At 71.9% G+C, this 15,602-nt stretch carries 15 protein-coding genes; 9 read left to right on the top strand and 6 right to left on the bottom strand.

Annotated features, from left to right (window positions below; translation table 11 throughout):
- Positions 1-33: 33 nt before the first annotated feature.
- The 5 genes from ACRWNP_RS24985 to ACRWNP_RS25005 are packed head-to-tail and all read right to left on the bottom strand — an operon-like array spanning position 34 to position 4,952.
- Positions 34-312, bottom strand: a complete 279-nt coding sequence (locus tag ACRWNP_RS24985) for an RICIN domain-containing protein (RefSeq protein ID WP_431964994.1) — start codon at positions 310-312, stop codon at positions 34-36.
- A 45-nt stretch (positions 313-357) separates the two neighbouring features.
- Complete coding sequence (locus tag ACRWNP_RS24990) at positions 358-1,716, bottom strand: GH1 family beta-glucosidase (protein ID WP_431964996.1); 1,359 nt, start codon at positions 1,714-1,716, stop codon at positions 358-360.
- Positions 1,717-1,757: 41 nt separating this feature from the next.
- Positions 1,758-2,618: a carbohydrate ABC transporter permease gene (locus tag ACRWNP_RS24995; protein WP_431964998.1), complete on the bottom strand. Its 861-nt coding sequence runs from the start codon at positions 2,616-2,618 to the stop codon at positions 1,758-1,760.
- Complete coding sequence (locus ACRWNP_RS25000) at positions 2,611-3,621, bottom strand: carbohydrate ABC transporter permease (RefSeq protein ID WP_431965000.1); 1,011 nt, start codon at positions 3,619-3,621, stop codon at positions 2,611-2,613. Before ACRWNP_RS25000 ends, ACRWNP_RS24995 begins: the two co-directional genes overlap by 8 nt.
- Before the next feature lie 14 nt (positions 3,622-3,635).
- On the bottom strand, positions 3,636-4,952 hold the full coding sequence (locus ACRWNP_RS25005) for an ABC transporter substrate-binding protein (protein WP_431965002.1): 1,317 nt from the start codon (positions 4,950-4,952) through the stop codon (positions 3,636-3,638).
- Positions 4,953-5,092: 140 nt separating this feature from the next.
- Between ACRWNP_RS25005 and ACRWNP_RS25010 the strand changes: the two genes are divergently transcribed.
- Entirely contained in the window at positions 5,093-6,364 is a 1,272-nt protein-coding gene (locus ACRWNP_RS25010; protein WP_431965004.1) for an ROK family protein, read from the top strand.
- Positions 6,365-6,398: 34 nt separating this feature from the next.
- Positions 6,399-7,214, top strand: coding sequence for an AIM24 family protein (locus ACRWNP_RS25015; RefSeq protein ID WP_431965006.1), 816 nt, complete (start codon positions 6,399-6,401; stop codon positions 7,212-7,214).
- Between the two features lie 491 nt (positions 7,215-7,705).
- On the opposite strand, the gene ACRWNP_RS25020 is transcribed toward ACRWNP_RS25015, so the two are convergent.
- Complete coding sequence (locus ACRWNP_RS25020) at positions 7,706-8,308, bottom strand: TetR/AcrR family transcriptional regulator (RefSeq protein ID WP_431965008.1); 603 nt, start codon at positions 8,306-8,308, stop codon at positions 7,706-7,708.
- A 106-nt stretch (positions 8,309-8,414) separates the two neighbouring features.
- Between ACRWNP_RS25020 and ACRWNP_RS25025 the strand changes: the two genes are divergently transcribed.
- The 7 genes from ACRWNP_RS25025 to ACRWNP_RS25055 all read left to right on the top strand — a co-directional run bounded on the left by ACRWNP_RS25025 (position 8,415) and on the right by ACRWNP_RS25055 (position 15,427).
- A complete protein-coding gene (locus tag ACRWNP_RS25025) occupies positions 8,415-8,897 on the top strand; it encodes a peroxiredoxin (RefSeq protein WP_431965009.1) in 483 nt (160 codons plus the stop codon).
- Positions 8,898-9,143: 246 nt separating this feature from the next.
- Positions 9,144-10,172, top strand: a complete 1,029-nt coding sequence (gene tdh / locus ACRWNP_RS25030; RefSeq protein WP_431965011.1) for an L-threonine 3-dehydrogenase — start codon at positions 9,144-9,146, stop codon at positions 10,170-10,172.
- A 63-nt stretch (positions 10,173-10,235) separates the two neighbouring features.
- Positions 10,236-11,429, top strand: a complete 1,194-nt coding sequence (locus ACRWNP_RS25035; RefSeq protein WP_431965013.1) for a glycine C-acetyltransferase — start codon at positions 10,236-10,238, stop codon at positions 11,427-11,429.
- Between the two features lie 4 nt (positions 11,430-11,433).
- Complete coding sequence (locus tag ACRWNP_RS25040) at positions 11,434-12,357, top strand: LysR family transcriptional regulator (protein ID WP_431965015.1); 924 nt, start codon at positions 11,434-11,436, stop codon at positions 12,355-12,357.
- 249 nt (positions 12,358-12,606) lie between these two features.
- Positions 12,607-12,927, top strand: a complete 321-nt coding sequence (locus tag ACRWNP_RS25045) for a CU044_2847 family protein (protein ID WP_431965017.1) — start codon at positions 12,607-12,609, stop codon at positions 12,925-12,927.
- Between the two features lie 32 nt (positions 12,928-12,959).
- Positions 12,960-13,928, top strand: coding sequence for an effector-associated domain 2-containing protein (locus ACRWNP_RS25050; RefSeq protein ID WP_431965132.1), 969 nt, complete (start codon positions 12,960-12,962; stop codon positions 13,926-13,928).
- Positions 13,925-15,427 (top strand): effector-associated domain 2-containing protein, encoded by a 1,503-nt coding sequence (locus ACRWNP_RS25055; protein ID WP_431965019.1) that lies wholly within the window; start codon positions 13,925-13,927, stop codon positions 15,425-15,427. Before ACRWNP_RS25050 ends, ACRWNP_RS25055 begins: the two co-directional genes overlap by 4 nt.
- Positions 15,428-15,602 lie beyond the last annotated feature (175 nt).

Genomic DNA, 15,602 nt, shown 5'->3' on the forward strand with positions numbered 1-15,602 from the left:
CCCCCCCCCCCCCCCCCCCCCCCCCTGAGCCGGTCAGCCCGACGGCGTCAGCCGGAAGGACTGGGCCGCGGTGCCGTTGCAGGTGTACTGCTGCAGCAGGGCGCCGTCGGCCGCCGAAGCGGACGCGACGTCCAGGCACCTGCCGCTGTGCCGGGCCGTGAGGACGTACGAACCGTCCGCCTGGAGCACGGGCTTCCACTGCTGGTTGGCGGCGGCGGCCGCCCCGGGTCCGGCGAGCAATAACCCGGCGAAGGCCGCCGCGACCGCCGCGAGCACGGCGATCAGGCGTCCGATGTGGGGGTGGTGTGGCATCGCGGATCTCCTGTGTGGGGGGTGGAGACGGGATGGCGGGGGAGGTCAGGCCGCGCTGCGGGCGCGGCTCCGGTGGGCGGTGATGATCTCGGCGTAGCGGCGCCCGCTGCCCTTCACGGTCCGGCGCTGGGTCTCGTAGTCGACGTGGACGAGGCCGAAGCGCTTGTCGTAGCCGTACGCCCACTCGAAGTTGTCCAGCAGCGACCAGGCGAAGTAGCCGGCGAGCGGGGCACCGCCGCGCACGGCGCGGGCGCAGGCCGCCAGGTGCTCCTCCAGGTAGGCGGTGCGCTCGGGGTCGTGGACCTGGCCGTCGGGGCCGACGCGGTCCTCGTACGCCGAGCCGTTCTCGGTGACGTAGATCTTGCGGGCGCCGTACTCCTCGGTCAGCCGCAGCAGCAGCCGCTCCAGGCCGTCGGCGTGCACCTCCCAGTCCATCGCGGTGCGGCGGACGTCGGGGACGCGCACGGCGCGGGTGTGGGGGACCGGCCCCGACGGGTCGTCGGCGACGATGTCACGGAAGTAGTAGTTCAGGCCCAGCCAGTCCAGCGGGGCTGCGATGGTCTCCATGTCACCCGCCTGGACGGGCAGTTCGACCCCGTACAGCTCCAGCATGTCCTCGGGGTAGCCGCGGCCGTGGATCGGGTCCAGCCACCAGCGGTTGGTGTGGCCGTCGGCGCGCAGCGCCGCGGCGACGTCCTCGGGCCGGTCGGAGGCCGGCTCGCAGGGGCTGAGGTTGTTGACGATGCCGACCCGGGCGTGCGGGACCGCGGCGCGCAGCGCCTGAACCGCCAGGCCGTGACCCAGGTGCAGGTGGTACGAGGCGCGTACGGCGGCCGTGATGTCGGTGAGGCCGGGGGCCATCACGCCCTGCAGATGGCCGATCCAGGCCGAGCACAGGGGCTCGTTGAGCGTCGCCCAGTGGGTCACCCGGTCGCCCAGCCGTTCGGCCACCACGGACGCGTACTCGGCGAAGCGCAGCGCGGTCTCCCGCTCCGGCCAGCCGCCGCGGTCCTGCTGGGCCTGCGGCAGGTCCCAGTGGTACAGGGTGGGGAAGGGGGTGATGCCCGCCTCCAGCAGGGCGTCGACCAGGCGGTCGTAGAAGGCCAGGCCCGCGGGGTTGACCGGCCCGCCGCCCTGCGGCAACACGCGGGGCCAGGCGAGGGAGAAGCGGTAGGCGTCCAGGCCGAGCCGGCGCATCAGGCCGATGTCCTCCGGCACGCGGTGGTAGTGGTCGCAGGCGACGTCACCGGTGTCGCCGTTCGCGACCTTCCCCGGCGTGCGGGAGAAGGTGTCCCAGATGGAGGGCGCGCGGCCGTCCTCGGCCACGGCTCCTTCGATCTGGTACGCGGCCGTCGCGGCGCCCCACACGAATCCGTCGGGGAGGGCGCTGAGGTCGAGGGTCACGGACTGCCTTTCGTTCGGGGGACTCTGAGGGGCTGTGGGGCTCACTTGACGGCGCCGGCGGTCAGCCCGGCGACGAGGTAGCGCTGCAGGAGCAGGAACCCGGCGACGACGGGCACGCTGACCACGAGCGAGGCGGCCATGACCTGGTTCCAGTACACGTCGGTCTGCGTGGCGTAGCCCTGCAGGCCGACGGCGAGCGTGCGGCTGGTGTCGTTGGTCATGACGGAGGCGAACAGCACCTCGCCCCAGGCCGTCATGAAGGCGTACACGCACACCGCGACGATGCCGGGCACGGCGGCCGGGACGACCACCCGGAACAGCGCGCCCAGCGGCCCGCAGCCGTCGACCATGGCGGCCTCGTCCAGGTCCCGGGGGATGGAGTCGAAGTAGCCCGCCAGCATCCAGATGGAGAAGGGGAGCGAGAAGGTGAGGTAGGTCAGGATCAGGCCGCCGCGGCTGCCGTACAGGGCGATGCCCGTTGCGTTCCCGAGGTTCACGAAGATCAGGAAGAGCGGCAGCAGGAAGAGGATGCCGGGGAACATCTGGGTGGACAGGATCGTCACCGAGAAGAAGCGGCGCCCCTTGAAGTCGTAGCGGCTGACCGCGTACGCCGCGAAGACCGCCACCGCGACCGAGCACAGGGTCGCCCCGCCCGCCACGAGCAGCGAGTTCACGAAGTACCGGGCGAGTGGCACGGTGTGCCAGATGTCCGCGTACGGGCGCAGGGTGAAGCCGCTGGGGAACCAGCGGAACGGGCCCTGCACGTCCTGCAGCGGCTTCAGCGAGGAGACGACCATGACGAACACCGGCGCCAGCGCGAAGGCCGTCAGCACGGTCAGCACGATCCGCCGGGTCCACACGAAGGAGCGCGGCGCGGCCATGGGGCTGCGGACGTCAGGCATCCTTCCTCCTCAGGGAGGTCGCGAGCAGGTAGAGCACCGTCACGACGAGCAGGAACAGCAGCAGGAGCACGGACATCGCCGAGCCGGAGCCGAAGTTCCAGGTCACGAAGGACGACTGGTAGATGTGGATCGAGATCAGGTCCGCGGCGTCCGGCGCGGCCCGCCCGAACAGCACATAGGGCGTGTTGAAGTCGTTGAACGTCCACAGGAACAGCACCAGCACCAGCACCTGGTTGACCGGGCGCAGCGACGGCAGGGTGATCGCGCGGATCTGCTGCCAGATCCCGGCGCCGTCCATCGCCGCCGCCTCGTACAGCTCGCGCGGGATGTTCTGCAGGCCGGCCATCAGGCACAGGAAGGCGAACGGCCACTGCCGCCACACCGACACCGTCACCAGCGCGAAGAAGCTGTTGTCGCCGATCAGCCAGAAGGGCCGGCCGTCGGTGAGGTGCAGCTGGTCGTGGAGGACGTGGTTGATCATGCCGGTGTCCCGCTGGAACATGAACGACCAGGTGATCACCGCCGCGTAGACCGGCAGCGCGTACGGCACCAGGAAGACCGCGCGCAGCAGCCCGCGGCCGCGGAAGGCGTCCTGCATGAGGATCGCGGCGGCGGTGCCGAACAGCCAGGACAGCCCGACCGCCAGGACGGTGAACTCGCAGGTGACGAGGAAGGACTTGAGCAGGTCCTCGCCGACGGGCGCGTTGAAGTCCACCGCGACGCGGTAGTTGTCCAGGCCCTTCCAGGGGGCGGCCGACCAGTCGCTGATGAAGAACTGGGTGAGCTCCTTGAAGCTCATCACGACGCCGACGACCATCGGCACCAGGTGGATGAGCAGTTCCAGCGCGAGCGCCGGCAGCAGCAGGACGTACGGGAGCGACGCGCGCCGCAGCCGCGCCGGCAGGCGCAGCCGCGACAGCGGGGCCCTTCCCCCGGCGGCCGGCCGGCCGCCAGGGGAAGGCGTCTTGGAGCTGTGCCGGACGGGCGGCACGGTGGCGGTCATCGGTTCCTTCACGCTCACGAGGCCGGCATCTGCTGCTGGGCCTTTTCGAGGGCGGCCTTGACGCTCTCGGTGGTGACCGGCTTGCCGGCGGCGGCGTCGGCGAACAGGTCCTTCATCGCGGTGCCGACGGCGGTCTCGAACTGGCTCTCGTTGGCGACCTGCGGGAGCGGCGCCGCGCTGCCCGCGAGCGCGTCCGCGAGGACCTTCAGGTCCGGGGTGGCGAAGGCCGGGTCGGACTGGGCGGCCTTGACCGGCGGGAGCGAGCCGTAGGCGCCGTTGAGGATCTTCTGCTCGTCGTCGCTGGTCATGAACTTCACGAACTTCAGCGCGCCGTCGACGTTGTCGCTCTTCTTGAAGACGGCCAGGTTGATGCCCGCGACCATCGAGTTCACGGCGGTCTCGCCGGTGGCGCCCGCGCTCTGGAACGGCACCTGGGCGACGCCGTAGTCCTCGGGCTTCATGCCGTGGGACTTCAGGGAGGAGCCGGCGGCCTGCCACAGCAGCATGGCGGCCTTGCCGGTGGCGAAGTCGGCGACCGACTGGTTGGCGGCGTACTCGGCGTTGCCGGGGGCCGCGATCTTGTCCTTGGCGATGAAGTCGATGTACTGCTTGACGGCCGCGACGGCCTCGGGCGTGGTGAAGGTCGGCTTGCCGGAGGCGTCGAAGAAGTCGGCGCCGTGCTGCTTGCCGAAGACGAAGGCGTGGTGGACGTTCTCGGAGAGGTTGCCGCCCTCGACGGCGAGGCCGTACTTGCCGCCCTTGGTGAGCTTCTTGCCGTCGGCGACGAGCTCGTCCCAGGTGGCGGGCGGGTTGGCTATGCCCGCGTCGGCGAACATCTTCTTGTTGTAGTACAGGCCGTACGCCAGGGAGTACAGCGGCACCGCGGCCGGGTCCTTGCCCTCGGCGCCGGTCGCGCCCAGGGCGGAGGAGACGAAGCGGTCCTTGCCGCCGATGGCGTCGAACGCCTTGGCGTCGAAGGGGCGGAGCGCGCCGGTGGCCTGGAGGGACGCGGACCAGGTGTTGCCGATGTTGAGGACGTCGGGGCCCTGGCCGGAGGTGGCCGCGGCGAGGATCCGGTTGAGGAGGTCGGACCACGGGATGACCTCGAGCTTGACCTTGATCCCGGTCTGCTTCTCGAACTTCTTGAGCTCGGGCGTCAGGGTCGCCTTGTCCGCCTCGAGGCTGGCGCCCTGGTTGCTGGCCCAGTAGGTGAGCTCCTTGGGGCTGCCGTTTCCGCTGCCGTCGGTCGAGGAGCCGCCGCCGCACGCGGTGGCGGAGGCGATGAGCGCGGCCGCGAGCGTCACGGCGGCCGTGGTACGGGTGATGTGCATGACCGGGGATCCCTCTCCAGGGGTGGGTGCCTTCGGGAAGTGAAGTACGTCACGCCTTAATTCAAGGCGTGATTTAACGTCTGAGAAAACCTGGCGTCAAGACTTGGCGCAGCGATAGATTCAGCCGCGGAGGGAGCACCATGGCAGACCGAGGCAAGCGGACCGTACGCGACCTGCGGCGGGGCAACCGTTCGGCGCTCTTGCGCCACCTGTACTTCGAAGGACCCCTCAGCCGTCAGGAGTTGGCGAGGGACACCGGACTGAGCACAGGTTCCATCAGCAACGTCGTGGCCGAGCTCATCGCCGACGGCGTCGTCGAGGAGGCCGGCTCCGTCGAGTCCGACGGCGGCCGCCCCCGCGTCATGCTCAAGGTCGCCCCCCGTCACGGCTTCCTCATCGGCGTCGACGTCGGCGAGACCCGCGTCCGGGTCACTCTCTTCGACCTCGCCCTGACCGAGCTCTCCTCCACCGACCGCCCGCTGGCCGACAGCGGCCACGACGTCGCCCTCGTCGTCCAGCTGATCCTCGACGGCCTCGCCGTCGTCCTGGAGGACACCCGCGTGGACCCCGCCCTCGTGCTGGGCGTCGGCGTCGGCGTCCCCGGCATCGTCGAGCAGGGCGCCGGCGGCGCCGGCGCGGTCGTCCACGGCCAGACCATCGGCTGGGACGCCGTCCCCCTCGGCGTGCTGCTCGCCGAGGGCACCGCGCTGCCGCTCCACATCGACAACGGCGCCAAGACCCTCGGCCAGGCCGAGATGTGGTTCGGCGCCGGCCGCGGCGCCCGCAACGCCGTGATCGCCCTGCTCGGCTCCGGGGTCGGCGCCTGCGTCGTCGCCGACGGCAAGCCGTACCGCGGTGCCAGCAGCAGCGCGGGGGAGTGGGGCCACACCACCCTCCAGGTCGGCGGACGGCGCTGCCGCTGCGGCGCCCGTGGCTGCCTGGAGGCCTACGTGGGCGCCGAGGCGCTCATCGAACGCTGGGACGCGCCCACGGGGGTGAGCGAGGAGGCCGCGATCGCCGCCCTCCTCGACGCCGCCGAGGCCGGTGACGCCGCCGCCGTCGCCCTGCTCGACGAGACCGCCGAGTACCTCGGCGCCGGCATCGCCGACCTCGTCAACCTCTTCAACCCCGAGCGCATCGTGCTGTCCGGCTGGACCGGCCTGATGATCGGCCCCCGGCTGCTGCCCGCCGTCCGCGAGGCCACCGCCGCGTACGCGCTGCGCCACCCCTGCGCCCAGACCTCCATCGAGCTGGGCCGGCTCGGGACGGACGCGGTCACCGTCGGCGCCGCCACCTTGCCGCTCGCCCGCTTCCTCGACGCCGGCGGCCGGCCGCCCGCCCCCGCGGCGCGGCCGGAGGACCAGGCGGAACCGAATCGTCCGGGTCGTTCGTTGTCGGGTACATCCGTCTGAACGAGAGCATCCCGAGACCACCCGGAGCACCGCAGTGACCCTCAAGCAGCAGATCGTCGGCAACGCCATGCAGATGGCGGTGTGCACCCTCCAGCCCGGCCAGACCGTCTACTGCGAGGCGGGGAAGTTCCTGTTCAAGACCGCGAACGTGAGCATGGACACCCGGCTGGCCGGCCCCGGCGCCCAGCGCCAGGCCCAGGACGGTGCGGGGAGCGGCGGCATGGGCGGCATGCTCCGTCAGGCGATGGGCACGGCCATGCAGGTCGGCCAGCGGATGCTGGCGGGCGAGAGCATCGCCTTCCAGTACTTCACCGCGAGCGGCGGCGAGGGCACCGTCGGCTTCGCGGGCGTCCTGCCCGGCGAGATGCGCGCCCTGGAACTGGACGGGTCGCGCGCCTGGTACGCGGAGAAGGACGCCTTCGTGGCCGCCGAGTCGACCGTCGACTTCGGCATCGCCTTTCAGGGCGGCCGCACCGGCACCAGCGGCGGCGAGGGGTTCGTCCTGGAGAAGTTCACCGGCCGCGGCACGGTGATCATCGCGGGCGCGGGCAACTTCATCGACCTCAACCCCGCCGACTTCGGCGGCCGCATCGAGGTCGACACCGGCTGCATCGTCGCCTTCGAGGACGGCGTCCGCTACGGCGTGCAGCGCATCGGCGGGCTCAACCGGCAGGGGATCATGAACGCCGTCTTCGGCGGTGAGGGGCTGTCGCTGGCGACCCTGGAGGGCGACGGCCGCGTCATCCTGCAGTCCATGACCATCGAGGGCCTGGCCAATGCCCTCAAGAAGGCCCAGGGCGGTGACAAGCAGGGCCCCACCGGCGGTCTGTTCTCCACCCACGCCGGCTGATTCCCACCCGCCGTTCGGCAGCCGCGAGCGCGCTGCGACACGGCGCGACCGCCGCTGCCCGGCCGCGCACTCCATCCCGCACGCCCTGGTCCGCCGCCGTCCGCCCGGCGGCCGGGTACGCGCCGGGCTGATCCGGGGCGCGGTCCGCCGTTGTACCGGCGGGCCGCCATCAGGCGGGCCTTTGCCGCGCGGCTCGTACGGGCCGGGGGCGGTGGGCCGGAGCAGTCACGCGCGTCGTGCCTGCGCCACCCGCGGTCCGCATGCCTTCGCGCGGCGCCCCTGTCCGGGCGGTCGGCGCCGACACCGGCTGCCGGAGGGGCTCGAGGCCGTTCGCCAGGACGGCTCGTCGCCCCCCGCTCGTTTGGCGGGAGCGGGGCGCCACGCGCGCCCGTGCGACGCGGCCGGCCTCACCGGTCGCGGGCCGCCGGGTATACGCGGCCGGGAGCAGCGGGCCGGGGCGGACCACCAACCCGCGCGTCGTGCCGGCAGGCTCAGCCCACACCGGCGTCGGTCAGCACACGGCGAACCGCCCGCGCCAGGGAGGCCCGCACCGCGTCCGCGTCACCCAGCGCGGCGGTCATCACGGCACCGTCGCGCAGCATCATCAGCGTCGCCGCGTCCTCGGCGGGCTCGGGGGCGCCCGCCTGCGCGAGCAGCCGGGCGACCAGCCCCCGCAGCCAGTCCCGGTGGGCCACGATCGCGCGCGAGACGGGGTCGGCCGGGTCCGGGTACTCCGCGGCCGCGTTCAGGAACGGGCAGCCGCGGAAGCCCGGCGAGCACAGCTGGTCGCCGAGCGCGCCGGCCACCGCGGCCAGCGCCTCCCGTGCGCCAAGACCCTCCAGCGCGGCCGTGGTGAAGCTGCGGATCTGCTCGTCGGTGGCCCGGATGTAGCTCAGGACGAGCTGCTCCTTGCCCAGGAAGTGCCGGTAGAGCGTCGCCCTCGTCGTGGACGCCTCCGTGACGATCCGGTCCATGCCCACGGCGTGGATCCCCTCGGCGTAGAACAGCCGGGCCGCGGTGGCCAGGATGCGGTCACGCGGCGGCGCGTCCGCGGCGGCGATCGTGACCAGGGGAACGGCGGGTGGGGCACTCATGTCCTTGACGGTAGCGGACGGCACCGCGTAGCGTCCCGACAAGAACGAACGTTCTGTATCGTCACGCGCGACGCGCTCCACGACACCCCTGCGAGAGGACCCCGCCATGCCCGTGCCCGAGACCGGCACCCCCGCCCCCGACTTCAACCTCCCGGGAGTCCTGCTCACCGGATCGGGCGCCGAGCGCGGCGAGTACTCCCTGTCCGCGCACCGCGGCGCCCCCGTCGTGCTCGCCTTCTACCCCGGGGACGACTCGGCCGTGTGCACCAGGCAGCTCTGCTCCTACACCTCCGACCTCGACCGCTTCCGCGACCTCGGGGCGACGGTGTGGGGCATCAACTTCAGCGACCTCGACAGCCACGAGCACTTCGCCCGCAAGCGCGACCTGCGCTTCCCGCTGCTCGCCGACACCCAGCGCACGGTGGCGAAGGCCTACGGCATCACCATGCCGGGCCTCGGCCTGAAGCGCTCGGTCTTCATCGTGGACGCCGAGGGCATCGTGCGCTGGAAGCACGTCGCCCGCATCGGCCTGACCTTCCAGGACACCGACACCATCACCGCTCAGCTGGCCGCGCTCGCCCCGCGCTGAGCCCCGGCGCCCCGGCCCGGAGCGGCCGGCGCCACCCTTCCGGCCGAGCGTGAAGCTGCGCTGTTGCCGAGCTTAAGAAAAGATCGATGGACTGAACGCCCGAAGCCGGGCAGATTGCTGTGTGCCCGGCGCATCGCGCGAGCCGGCGCCGACGGGCGCCGCCGCTCCGCCCGGGCTCCCCCTGTGCCCGGTCCGCGTCCCCCCGCGCGGGCCGGGCCACCTCGTCTGCCGGCAGGAGTCGCAAGAGTGAAGGCACTGGTGAAGGAGAAGGCCGAGCCCGGCCTGTGGCTGCGGGACGTCCCGGAGCCGGAGATCGGACCCGGGGACGTCCTCATCAAGGTGCTGCGGACCGGCATCTGCGGCACCGACCTGCACATCCGTGCCTGGGACGGCTGGGCCCAGCAGGCCGTGAACACCCCGCTCGTGCTCGGTCACGAGTTCGTCGGCGAGGTCGCCGCCGTCGGCGCCGACGTCGCCGAGATCAAGACCGGCGACCTCGTCAGCGGCGAGGGCCACCTCGTCTGCGGCAAGTGCCGCAACTGCCTGGCCGGCCGCCGCCACCTGTGCCGCAACACGATCGGCCTCGGAGTCGGCCGCGACGGCGCCTTCGCCGAGTACGTGGCGCTGCCCGCCTCCAACGTGTGGGTGCACCGGGTTCCCGTCGACCTCGACATAGCGGCGATCTTCGACCCGTTCGGCAACGCCGTCCACACCGCGCTGTCCTTCCCCCTGGTCGGTGAGGACGTGCTGATCACCGGCGCCGGCCCGATCGGCATCATGGCCGCCGCCGTCGCCAAGCACGCCGGCGCGCGCAACGTCGTCATCACCGACGTCAGCGAGTACCGCCTGCAGCTCGCCCGCAAGGTCGGCGTCAGCCTCGCGCTCAACGTCGCCGAGACCACCATCGCCGAAGGGCAGCGCGAGCTCGGCCTGCGCGAGGGCTTCGACATCGGCCTGGAGATGTCCGGCCGCCCCGAGGCCATGCGCGACATGATCGCCAACATGACCAACGGCGGCCGCATCGCGATGCTCGGCCTGCCCTCGCAGGACTACTCGGTCGACTGGGCGAAGATCGTCACGTCGATGATCACCATCAAGGGCATCTACGGACGCGAGATGTACGAGACCTGGTACGCCATGTCCGTGCTGCTGGAAGGCGGCCTCGACATCGCCCCCGTGGTCACCGGCCGCTACTCCTACCGCGACTTCGACGCCGCCTTCGACGAGGCCGCGAGCGGCCGCTGCGGCAAGATCGTCCTCGACTGGACCTCCTGAGCCGTCCGGGCCGGCCCCGAGGCACGACCCACCCGCACCCGCAGCTTTCCAGGGAGAACCCCGATGTTCGACTCCGTCCGCGACGACCTGCGCGGCACCCTCGACGAGATCCGCGAGGCCGGGCTCTTCAAGCCCGAGCGCGTGATCGGCACCCCGCAGAACGCCTCCGTCTCGGTCACCGGCGGCGGCGCCCCCGGCGACGTGCTGAACTTCTGCGCCAACAACTACCTCGGTCTCGCCGACCACCCCGAGGTCACCGCCGCCGCCAAGGAGGCCCTGGACCGCTGGGGCTACGGCATGGCGTCCGTCCGCTTCATCTGCGGCACCCAGGAGGTCCACAAGGAGCTCGAGGCGCGCCTTTCCGCCTTCCTCGGCACCGAGGACACGATCCTCTACAGCTCCTGCTTCGACGCCAACGGCGGCGTCTTCGAGACCCTCCTGGACGAGAACGACGCCGTCATCTCCGACGCGCTCAACCACGCCAGCATCATCGACGGCATCCGGCTGTCCAAGGCCCGCCGCCTGCGCTACGCCAACCGCGACATGGCCGAGCTCGAGGCGCGCCTGAAGGAGGCGTCCGACGCCCGCCGCCGCCTCGTCGTCACCGACGGTGTCTTCTCCATGGACGGCTACATCGCCCCGCTGGACGAGATCTGCGACCTCGCCGACCGCTACGACGCCATGGTCATGGTCGACGACTCCCACGCCGTCGGCTTCACCGGCCCCGGCGGCCGCGGCACCCACGCCCTGCACGGCGTGATGGACCGGGTCGACATCATCACCGGCACCCTCGGCAAGGCCCTCGGCGGCGCCTCCGGCGGCTACGTCGCGGCCCGCGCGGAGATCGTCGCGCTGCTGCGCCAGCGCTCGCGCCCGTACCTGTTCTCCAACTCCCTCGCGCCGGTCATCGCCGCCGCCTCCCTCAAGGTCCTCGACCTGATCGAGGACTCCGAGGACCTGCGCACCCGCCTCGCGGAGAACACCGCCCTCTTCCGCTCCCGGATGACCGAGGCCGGCTTCGAGATCCTGCCCGGCGAGCACCCCATCGCCCCGGTCATGATCGGCGACGCGGCGAAGGCGGGCCGCATGGCGGAGCTGCTGCTGGAGCGCGGCGTCTACGTCATCGGCTTCTCGTACCCCGTCGTGCCGCACGGCAAGGCCCGCATCCGGGTCCAGCTGTCGGCCGCGCACTCCACCGCGGACGTCGAGAAGGCGGTGGACGCGTTCATCGCCGCGCGCGATGCCCTGGCAGGATGAATGGGTGATTGACGCACGACGGCTGCGGACCCTGCGGGCCGTGGCGGACCACCGTACGGTGACCGCCGCGGCCGCCGCGCTGTATCTGACCCCCTCCGCGGTCTCCCAGCAACTCGCGGCCCTGGAGAACGAGACCGGCCACCGGCTGCTGGAGCGCGGCGGCCGCGGCGTCCAGCTCACCCCCGTCGGTGAGATCCTGCTCGCCCACGCCAACACCGTCCTCGCCCAGCTCGAACGCGCCGAGGCCGAGCTGGCCGCCTACACCTCCGGCGCCGCCGGCGAGGTGACCGTGGCCTCCTTCGCCACGGGCATCGCGCTCGTGCTCGCCCCGGCCATCGCCGCGCTCGGCGGCACCGCCCCGGGCATCCGGGTCCGGGTCCGGGATGCCGAAGGCGACGAGTCGCTGCCCATGGTGCTCGACGGCCGCGCCGAGATCGCCGTCGCCGTCGAGTACCGCGGCGCCCCTCGCGCCGACGACCAGCGGCTCTCCCGCGTCCCCCTGTACGCCGAGCCCTTCGACGCCGTCCTCCCGGCGGGCCACCCCCTCGCCGATGCCGGGACCGGCACCGTCCGGATCGCCGGCCTCGCCGGCGAGACCTGGATCGGCCCCTACCCCGGCAACCCCTGCCACGACGTGGTGGTCCTCTCCTGCGAGTACGCCGGGTTCCAGCCGCGCCTTGAGCACTCCTCCGACGACTTCCGCGCGGTCGTCGCCCTCGCGGCGGCGGGCGCGGGCGTGGCCCTCGTCCCGCGCAGCGCGTTGCGCGACATGGACCTGTCCGGTGTCGCCGTCCGCCCCGTCGACGACGTCGTCGCCACCCGCCGCGTCTTCGCCGCCGTCCGCCGCGGCGCCGAGGACCACCCCCTGCTCCGCCCGGTCCTGGACGCCCTGCGCGACGCGGCGGAGGGCGCGGGCGGGGCGGAGTGACGCCGGCTCGCCGGGGGACCGGGGGCTGGGCCGCAGCGGACCTCGGGCAGGGGTTCCACCGGTAGTCGGATGGTACGGCGCAGGTGACGGCAGTCGTACGCGCGGCTTCCGTTCGACCGGGGCCGAGCCGGAGGGACCGGCTCTCCGGGACGCACGAGCGATCAGTCGTCCACGTCATGCTCCGTGGCGGGTCCGTATGGGTATGGAGCACACGTGCCTGTATCCGGTACTCGCTAGGGGGAGGCGACCGTGCAGTTGATCAGTTTCCGCACCGCGGACGGCGGTGAAGCGGTGGTCGAGATCGCGGACGACGAGCCCGGAATCGTCTCGGTCTCGCGGCGGGGAGACACCATCGCCCGGGCGACCGGCTCGCTGGAGGCGGGTTTCGACCGCGTGCGCTCGGTGGCCCAGACCGCGTTGGACCGGCTGATCACCCTGCCCCGGCCGCCGGAGGAGATAACCCTGGAGTTCGGCGTCCGGTTCAATGCCAAGGCGGGTGCGGTCATCGCGCACACGGAGGGGGAGGGACATCTGAAAGTCGTAGTGGTGTGGCGGAACCCGGCTTCCTGATCACCGTGGGACCGGAACGTGGCCAGGTGAGGGTGCAGTCCCGGGACGGCGCGTTGTGGGGAGCCGGGATTCTGGTGTCCCTCGGTGGAATGGGCACACATGTCCTCACCTGCGCGCATGTCGTCGCGGACGCGATGGCCGAGGCCTCGAAGGGGTCGCTCGTCGTAGACCTCCCCGGGCGCGGATGGTCGGCTCATGCGCGTCCGGTGCCGGGCGCGTGGTCCGAGGTTCCCGACCTCGTTCACGCGCCGGCGGGTGCGTCCTGCGCCGACCGAGCCGACTTCGCCGTGCTCACCCTCGACGCGGGACACCCACGTCTTCCCGGGGGGTGCGGTCCCCTGCCCCTGATGGCGTGCGGTTCCCCGCAGGACCGCCGTGTCGCGGTGATCGGCTACCCGGACGGCGCGTCGGCGGGCCTGATCGCCACAGCACGGCTGGCAGGTACCGGCGGCCCCTGCCCCGACTGGGTACAACTCGACGGACTCCGTGCCACGGGCGCCGCCGTCACACGGGGCTTCAGCGGTGCGGCCGTGTGGGATCCACTGCGAGGCCGCGTCATCGGCATCGTCACTGCCGCCTACACCGATCGCGCGTCCAGGATCGCCTGGATGCTGCCGACGGAGGCCGCCGTCCGGCTCTGGCCTCCACTCGGCGCCGCACTCCGTGTCGCAGCGCCCCGGACCACCGCTTCCCCCACCACCGAGGAGTTGTACGAACTCGCTGACGCGCTCCTGGAGGTGCCCCAGATCGCCCACGACTCCGGGCGCATGCTGCGGGAAGCCCTTCCCCCGGTGGTTCGTCGCAACATCCGGGACCACCCCTGGCCACGCCAGCAGCTCCTCTCCGTCGTCCAGGCGTGCGCGGATCACCGGGACGGCTGCGCCGCGTTGCGCACCGCCGTGTCGCAGCTCGGCGGTGATGCGGTGTCAGTTGTGCGAGCAGTGGGCATCCTTGACCGCATCTGCCGGCGTGGCGAAGGTGGTTCGGGGGGCGATGCATGATCGATCCGGGGTCCCTCGCGAACAGCGTCCGCCGCGAACTTCCCAGGTACCTCGTCGACGCGGTGCAGCAATTGACCTGCCTGGAAGATCCGATGACCTTCCGGCGTCTGGTGAACAGGTTCAACCCGGAACCGGCCGCACTCGGCGGAGGGCAGCGCGCCCAGTTGGTGCGGTTGATGGAGGGCGTGTCCCGGACGCCCGGGGGACTGACCTCGATGGTCCAGACCCTGGAAGTGTGGGAGGGCAGTACGGTCGCGGTACTGAACCTCAAGATCGCCCTTGCCGCCTGGGAGGTCGATCTCTTCGCCGTCGAGGAGTGGGAGGAGCTCTTCCGGCTCCTCGACGGACTCAGGGTGCCGGACCTCGGCAGGCGGTACGCAGACTTCCTGCGGGAGCAGGGGAGATTCTCCGCGCCGGTCCACTGCACCGAACCTTGGGCGGTCTTCCTCCACGCATCGACGCTCAACGCCCGGAACGGCCAGCCGCTGCCGTGTCTCCAGCTCCTGCGGCGACTCGCCTTCGCGGCCGAAGGCGAACGGCAGTTGGCCCTCATGGAGTGGGCCGACGCGCATGACCCGCACCCCACGGTGCCGGACGATGCCGGGCCGGCGGAGCCGGCGTACCGGAGTTCGCAGACCGAGACCGGCGTGTGGAGGCCGTCGGACTACCTCATCATCAGGCTTCGGCCCTTGCTCGACGGCGAGACGGAGGGCATGACGATCCTCTCCTACTGGCGCCGGGTGCACCCCGGTGGCCAAGTCCGCGGCGAGGACCGGCGCATCGCCCTCCAAGACCTGGAGCGGGAGGTGAGGACCCTGATCCACCAGGCCGAGAGCGACTGGGCCTACTTCCTCAAAGGAGAACTCGCCATCGAGTTCGTGCTTCCCTGGGACCTCCTGCACCTTCCCGTGGAGCGATGGGAGAAGTCGTCGTTCCGGGGGATCGGCGCCGTGCTGGGCGAGGACCATCCTGTCGTCATCCGCAGCCTGGAACGGCTCGACAGGCGCGACCTGCACGGCCGCTGGGGGAGGCGCTGGGACGCGTTCGCGGAGGGACGGGCGGGGCGTGCCCACTGGTTCGCCGATGACGGCCTGCCCCACCTGTTGTCCGACCCACCCCCTGCCGTCGCGGTGCTGAGTTCCGCTCCGGGGAGCGGTTCCACCGCGGGGGAGGAGTCCCGCCACACCCCCGACGAGCTGGGAGAAGCCCTGAGGGCCGGGATACCCGTGGTGCTGTGGGACAGAAGGGGGCGAACCGGTCCCGAGTTCCGCGCGGCGATCCGCGCGGTGCTGGACGACGGGGATCCCCGGCGGCTGCCGGCCCTGGTGAAGTCCTTGCGCATCACATCGAGAGACGGCGATTCTGAAGGTGCGCCCGTGGTCGGTCGTCATGTCGCCCTGCTCTGGGACGACCCCTATCGGCTACCTGTGGCAGCGACGGACTCTTCGCCATCGGTCAGGGACGGTTGGGAGGAGAAACAGACTCATGACACGGTCTAGCGACAGCGCGGCATTACCCGGGGACGGCCCACTGCCCCGCTGGTGGATATACCGGGGCACTGGACCGGCCCCCACCGAGTTCTCCCTGGCCGAGCACCTTCCACCACCGCCGCCGTGGCGGACCTTCGGCGGTGGCCCGGTCCTCCCGCCTCCGCCGCCCGACGACACCGAAACC

The sequence above is a fragment of the Actinacidiphila sp. bgisy160 genome, from assembly GCF_965342435.1.
Taxonomy (GTDB): Bacteria; Actinomycetota; Actinomycetes; order Streptomycetales; family Streptomycetaceae; genus Actinacidiphila.

Excerpts from the sequence above, each read along its gene's own strand:
- ACRWNP_RS24985 (WP_431964994.1), bottom strand. The coding sequence starts at position 312 with ATGCCACACCACCCCCACATCGGACGCCTGATCGCCGTGCTCGCGGCG.
- ACRWNP_RS24995 (WP_431964998.1), bottom strand. The coding sequence starts at position 2,618 with ATGCCTGACGTCCGCAGCCCCATGGCCGCGCCGCGCTCCTTCGTGTGG.
- ACRWNP_RS25000 (WP_431965000.1), bottom strand. The coding sequence starts at position 3,621 with ATGACCGCCACCGTGCCGCCCGTCCGGCACAGCTCCAAGACGCCTTCC.
- ACRWNP_RS25005 (WP_431965002.1), bottom strand. The coding sequence starts at position 4,952 with ATGCACATCACCCGTACCACGGCCGCCGTGACGCTCGCGGCCGCGCTC.
- ACRWNP_RS25010 (WP_431965004.1), top strand. The coding sequence starts at position 5,093 with ATGGCAGACCGAGGCAAGCGGACCGTACGCGACCTGCGGCGGGGCAAC.
- ACRWNP_RS25020 (WP_431965008.1), bottom strand. The coding sequence starts at position 8,308 with ATGAGTGCCCCACCCGCCGTTCCCCTGGTCACGATCGCCGCCGCGGAC.
- ACRWNP_RS25025 (WP_431965009.1), top strand. The coding sequence starts at position 8,415 with ATGCCCGTGCCCGAGACCGGCACCCCCGCCCCCGACTTCAACCTCCCG.
- ACRWNP_RS25035 (WP_431965013.1), top strand. The coding sequence starts at position 10,236 with ATGTTCGACTCCGTCCGCGACGACCTGCGCGGCACCCTCGACGAGATC.
- ACRWNP_RS25055 (WP_431965019.1), top strand. The coding sequence starts at position 13,925 with ATGATCGATCCGGGGTCCCTCGCGAACAGCGTCCGCCGCGAACTTCCC.